The 5617-nt window shown below is 73.5% G+C and carries 5 protein-coding genes; 3 read left to right on the top strand and 2 right to left on the bottom strand.

Features of this window, described 5'->3' with window-relative positions; genetic code table 11:
- Positions 1-2494: WD40/YVTN/BNR-like repeat-containing protein (locus ACWEVO_RS28775; protein ID WP_452310620.1), on the bottom strand; the 2494-nt coding region annotated here is incomplete at its 3' end.
- Positions 2495-2749: 255 nt separating this feature from the next.
- Here ACWEVO_RS28775 and ACWEVO_RS28770 point away from each other — a divergent pair.
- The 3 genes from ACWEVO_RS28770 to ACWEVO_RS28760 are packed head-to-tail and all read left to right on the top strand — an operon-like array spanning position 2750 to position 4532.
- Entirely contained in the window at positions 2750-3427 is a 678-nt protein-coding gene (locus ACWEVO_RS28770; RefSeq protein ID WP_452310619.1) for a BON domain-containing protein, read from the top strand.
- Between the two features lie 59 nt (positions 3428-3486).
- A complete protein-coding gene (locus tag ACWEVO_RS28765) occupies positions 3487-3984 on the top strand; it encodes a redoxin domain-containing protein (RefSeq protein ID WP_452310618.1) in 498 nt (165 codons plus the stop codon).
- Positions 3981-4532: a DsbA family protein gene (locus tag ACWEVO_RS28760; protein ID WP_452310617.1), complete on the top strand. Its 552-nt coding sequence runs from the start codon at positions 3981-3983 to the stop codon at positions 4530-4532. The genes ACWEVO_RS28765 and ACWEVO_RS28760 overlap by 4 nt, the downstream gene beginning before the upstream one ends.
- Positions 4533-4564: 32 nt before the next feature.
- Here the strand turns inward: ACWEVO_RS28760 and ACWEVO_RS28755 are convergent.
- Positions 4565-5617, bottom strand: a 1053-nt coding sequence (locus ACWEVO_RS28755; RefSeq protein WP_452310616.1) for a helix-turn-helix transcriptional regulator, incomplete at its 5' end; no start/stop codon positions are given.

The following is a 5617-nucleotide window of genomic DNA, read 5'->3' as shown; positions in this document are numbered from 1 at the left end:
CCAGGGCGGCGTACCGGTCGGCGAGCCAGCGGGCCAGGCTCTCCTCCGGGTCGTACGGGACCGTGGCCCAGTCCTGGTGCTCCGGGTGGATGTGCGGGCTCGGGGAGATCGGCGTCGGGCTCGGTGACGTGGGCGACGGGCTCGGCGAGGTCGGGGACGGGCTGGCGGTGGTCGGCGTCGGGCTGGGCGTGCCGCCGAGCCGATCGGCCACCAGGATGCCCCGGCCGTTGGTGCCCAGGTAGACCCGGCCATAGACCCGGGGGTCACCGGTCAGCGCCTCGCCGGCGTTGCCGTACTGGTGCTGGTCGTCGTTGATCCGCACCCAGCTGGCGCCGGTGTCGTCGGAGCGGTACACGCCGGCCTTGCCGTCGACCGTGCCCATCAGGAACAGCGCCGGGTACGTCCGGCCGGGCGCGGCCTTGCCGAAGCCGACGTTCACCGAGGCGGACACGCCGGTCACCGGGGCGAAGCTCGCGCCGGAGTCGGTGGAGTGCCAGAGGCCCCCCGCACCGGCCAGCCAGATGTCGCCCTCGGCCCCCGGCAGCGCCTTGAACTTGACCCCGGTGGTGGGCAGGCCGGTCGCCGCGGTGGCGGTGAAGGCCGCCCCGCCGTTGGTGCTGACGTAGAACCTCCCGTTGCTCACGCCGTAGAACTTGTTGGGGTTGACCCGGTCGGACTCGACGGTGGCGTTGGCCGGAATGCCGGTGGCGGCGGTCCACGAGTTGCCGAAGCCGACCGACCGGACCACCTGCTGGCCGGCGTCGCCCGGCGCCCAGACGAACTGGCTGCCGTCGGCGGACGCGGCCACCGTGCCGCCGTTGTTGATCCCGCCGGGTTCAGTGCCCTGGAACCAGTTCGCGCCGCCGTCGGTGGAGAAGGCGACGTGGCTGTCGTTGGGCCGGTCGGCGTCGGTGAAGTTGCCCGCCCGGACCAGCACCGCCGGCTTGGTCTCGGCGTAGTCGAGGCTGGTGGTGCTGGTGAAGACGGGCTGGGTGAACATGGTCGCCGGCACCGCGGTGAGGTCGGTGTGGCGGAAGCCGCCGATGTCCCCGAGCGCGCTGATCAGCGGGGCGCCCGACGGCGGGCTGACCAGGTCGAGCACGGCCGTCTCCTCCAGCCCCTTGACCATCGGCCTGATGGTGAAGGGGCCGCCGGTGTCCCACTTCGTCAGGTCGGTGGTGCCGTAGATGGTCGCGCCGGTGCCGTAGAGCATCCGGTTGCTGTCGAACGGGTCGATCTCCACCGACTCGTTCATCCAGCCCAGCTTCGGGGTCTCCTCGGGCGGGGAGGGGTTGGTGCCGAAGGTCAGCCAGGGCACCGAGCTGATGTCCATCGTGTACTTCTTGGTGCGGTTCGGGTAGCTGGCCCAGTCCCAGATCCGGCTCCAGGTCGCCCCGCCGTCGGCGCTGCGCCAGAAGATCGCGTCCGGCCACCAGGAGACCTGGGTGGCGACCATGAGGGTGTTCGGGTGCTGCCGGTCGATGGTCAGGCCCGAGTAGCCGAAGTAGTCGTCGCTGCTGGACGACGGGATCGGGCTGATCTGCGTCCAGGCGCCGGTGGCCCGGTTGAACTTCCACACGTCACCCTTGCCGCCGTCGTACGGGCCGCCGGTGTCGCTGGTGGCGATGTAGAGGTAGCCGCCGACCGGGTCGACCACCCCCTTGTGGGCCAGGTAGCCGGTGGGCTGACCGGGGATCCGTTCCCAGCTGGCCCCGCCGTTGGTGCTCCGGTAGACCGGGTTCTGCTTGTCCGCCACGCCGACGTAGATGGTCTGCGTGGCGTTGCCCGCCGTACCGGTGCTCTTGTCGAAGCTGACCCAGGTCAGCCCCTGGTTCTGGCTCTGGTAGCCGCTGCTGTCGTTCGGGTCGGCCCGGTAGTTGCCGACGTTCGGGAAGGTGGTCACCTTGGCCCAGGTCGCCCCGTAGTCGGTGCTGCGCCAGAGGCCGTTACCGCCCTCGGCGCCGTAGTACAGGATGCTGTTCCGGTTCGGGTCGACCGCGAGCCGCTCGCCCATGCCGCGACCGGGCATGTTGCCGCCGTTCTTGAACGGCAGTTCGGTGGCCTGCCAGGTGGCGCCCTTGTCGGTGGAGCGCAGGATCGCCCCGTTGTTCGGGTCCCAGGCGTTGGTGTACATGCCGACCGCCGCGTACACCCGGTTGGTCTGCACCGGGTCGGTGGCGAGGCTGACCACGCCGTTCCAGCCCCACCGGTCGGCGCCGACCCAGTCGAGCAGCGGCGTCCAGGACTGCGTGGACTGCTCCCAGCGGTACGCGCCGCCGATGTCGGTGCGGGCGTAGATGAGGTTCTTCTCGGTCGGGTTGAAGACGATCCCCGGGACGAAGCCGCCGCCGTCGACCCGGACGTTCTTCCAGCTGTACGGCTCCGCCGAGGCGGCGGCGGCCGGGGTGGCGGGGGTGGCGGCGAACTGCACGACGACGGCCGCCGCCGTGGCGGCCAGCGCGGCCGCGGCCGCGCCGGCGAGACTTCTGCGCATGGGCGGTTCCTCTCGGTTGCCCGTGGTGGGACGGAAGCGAGGTGGGATGGAGCGGGGAGCTGCCCGGGCTCCCCGTCGGTGTGCTTGGCTCCCGCAGACCGAGGGACGTTCACCCTAACCGCTGCGCGCCGGCATTTGGAAGCGCTCCCAACCAACTCGCTCGCCCGGACGGGATGAGGGCAGGTCACCCGGGGTGCGGACAGGATCGTGGTGCGGACGTCCGTGCCACGAACCGATCCGGGAGGGAGCCACCCCATGGCCACCGACACGATCACCCGCACCGACCAGGACATCCAGTCCGACGTCCTCGACGAGCTGACCTGGGAGCCCCGGGTACGCCCCACCGAGATCGGGGTGACCGTCTCCGAGGGCGTGGTGACGCTGACCGGCTGGGTGGACAGCTACGCCAAGAAGTGGGCCGCCGAACGGGCCGCGCACCGGGTCTCCCGGGTCCGGGCGGTCGCCAACGACCTCGCCGTCCGGATCGCCACCTCGGCCGAGAAGAGCGACCCGGAGATCGCCACCGCCGCCGGCCGGGCACTGGAGTGGGACGCGTTCGTGCCGATCGAGGCACTGGACGTGACCGTCGCCGACGGCTGGGTCACCCTGCACGGCGAGGTGGAGTGGGAGTACCAGCGCCGCGCCGCCGAGCGGGCGGTCGGCCGGCTCACCGGCGTACGCGGGGTGAGCAACGGGATCACGGTCCGGCCCAGCGTGCGCGCCGACGGGCGCGACCTGGCCGAGCGGATCGTGGACGCGCTGGCCCGCAACGGCGCCACCGAGGCGGAGGGGATCAGCATCCGGATCCACGGCGACACCGCCGTGCTGGCCGGCCTGGTGCACTCCGTGCCCGAACGGGAGGAGATCGAGCGGGTGGTCTGGTCCGCCCCCGGCATCCGGGAGGTGCACAACCACGTGACGGTCGGGCGCTGAGCCGAACCACCCGGGGCGGGTGATCCCCGCTCACCCCGGCCCGGACGAGGGTGGGAACCATGACTGATCCGAACGGGCTGATCACACCCGGGCGCCCGGCGCCCGGGTTCACCCTGCCGGCGACGCCGGACGGGCGAGCGGTGGGCCCCGGCCAGTTCCGCGGCCACCCGGTGGTGCTCGCCTTCTACCCCGCCGACTTCACCCCGGTCTGCGCGGACCAGTTGGCGCTCTACCAGGCCGCCCTGCCGGAGCTGGAGCGGTACGGCGCGGCGCTGCTCGGCATCTCGGTGGACGACGTGGACTCGCACCGGGCGTTCGCCGAGAGCCGGGGCGTCCAGTTCCCGCTGCTGTCCGACGCCGAGCCCCGGGGCGAGGTGGCCCGCCGGTACGGCGCGTACACCCCGCAGGGGCAGGCGGCGCGGGCGCTGGTGGTCATCGACCCGGACGGGACGGTGGCCTGGAGCCACCTCTCCCCCATCGACGTCAACCCGGGGGTGGACGGCATCCTCGACGCCCTCGACCGGCTGGCGGCGGATCGGCAGGTGACCACCCGATGACGACGCCACTGCAGGTCACCACCGCCAAACTGCGGGTTCCGGTGACCGAGACGGACCATGCCCGCGGGCCGGTCGACGCGCCGGTCACCATCGTCGAGTACGGCGACTTCCAGTGCCGGTTCTGCGGGGCCGCGTACCCGAACCTGGCCGAACTGCTGCGCCAGCGCGCCGACACCGTCCGGCTGGTCTACCGGCACTTCCCCATCGCCAACGTGCACCCATACGCGGAGAGCGCCGCCGAGGCGGCCGAGGCCGCCGGCCGGCGGGGCCGGTTCTGGGAGATGCACAACTGGCTCTACGAGCACCAGGACCAGCTCGACCCGGTGCACCTGTCGCTCGGCGTCGAGCAGCTCGGGCTGTCGCCCGACGAGATCGGCGCGGAGGTGGGCCGGCAGGCCCACGCCGACCGGGTCCGGCAGGACTTCGTGGGCGGCATCCGCAGCGGGGTGAACGGCACCCCGACGCTGTTCGTGAACGACGCCCGGCACGACGGCGGCTACGACCTGGCGGAGCTGCTCGCCGTCGTGGACGCCGCCGCCAACCCCTGATTCAGATCAATTCGGGCTGGACGGCTGCGCCGTCAGATCAACCGCAGCTCGCGCGCCCGCCGGACCGCTTCGCGCCGGCGGGTCGCGTCGAGCTTGCGGTAGATGTTGCGCACGTGGGTCTTGACCGTGTTGACCGACAGCGACAGCTCACTGGCGATCTCCACGTTGGACAGGATGCTCTGCAGGTAGCGCAGGATGGTCAGCTCCCGTTCGGTGAGCGGCTCGTCCAGCGTCCGCGCCGGCCCGCCGGAGCGATCGGCCGCCTCGTCGGCCCGCCGCTCGTCCGCGCCCCGGACCAGGTCGCTCACCGTCGCCCAGTGCGCGGTGCCGGAGTCGAGGTGGGCGGCGAGCAGGTCGCGGACGCCCGGCTCGGCGTGGGTGAAGACCCGCCGGTAGCCCTCCGGCTCGGCCAGGTCGAGCACCTGCTCCAGGACCCGCCCGGCCCGCCGGCCGTCGCCCGCCTGGTGGGCCACGACGGCGTCGACGAGGCCGGCCGCGAGCCGGAGCGGCAACGGCCAGGCATCGGCCCCGGGCCCCGCCCAGTCCGGCAGCGTCCGACCGGCGGCCCGGGCGTCACCGGCCCGCAGCTCCACCCGGGCCAGCGCCACCCCGAGCGCTGCCGCGTCCGGCCCACCCGCCGGTCCCGGCCCGCCGGTCAGGTGGCGGAGCGCGTCGGTGAGCAGGGTGCGGGCGGTGTCCACATCGCCGACGAGGGCACGCAGCTGCGCCTCGGCCGCGGTCAGCCGGACCGCCGGCTCGGCACCGGGGGCGGTGTCGCGGGCCGTGGCCAGGACCCGCAGGGCGGCGGCCGGCTCGCCGTCGGCCGCCAACAGCTCGGCCCGGCAGAGCGCGGCCAGCGCGCCCGCCGCGGGCTCGGCGGTGACCGGACCGGCCAGCGTCAGGTTCGCCGCGGCCTCCGTCGGCTCGTCCCGGTGCCACGCCACCAGGGCCAGCGCCAGGTACGCGTACCCGCAGTCCAGCCGGCACGACCAGCCCTGGCAGGCGGGTGCCGCGAGCGCCTCCCGGGCGGTCCGCTCGGCCGCCCGCAGCTCGCCCCGGGCCGCGTCGAGCAGCGCGGACCGGCT

This window comes from Micromonospora sp. NPDC003776 (assembly GCF_053605645.1).
This window is presented reverse-complemented; position numbering and strand designations above follow the sequence as displayed.

Coding starts and splice junctions, on each gene's coding strand:
- ACWEVO_RS28770 (WP_452310619.1), top strand. CDS start 2,750: ATGGCCACCGACACGATCACCCGCACCGACCAGGACATCCAGTCCGAC.
- ACWEVO_RS28765 (WP_452310618.1), top strand. CDS start 3,487: ATGACTGATCCGAACGGGCTGATCACACCCGGGCGCCCGGCGCCCGGG.
- ACWEVO_RS28760 (WP_452310617.1), top strand. CDS start 3,981: ATGACGACGCCACTGCAGGTCACCACCGCCAAACTGCGGGTTCCGGTG.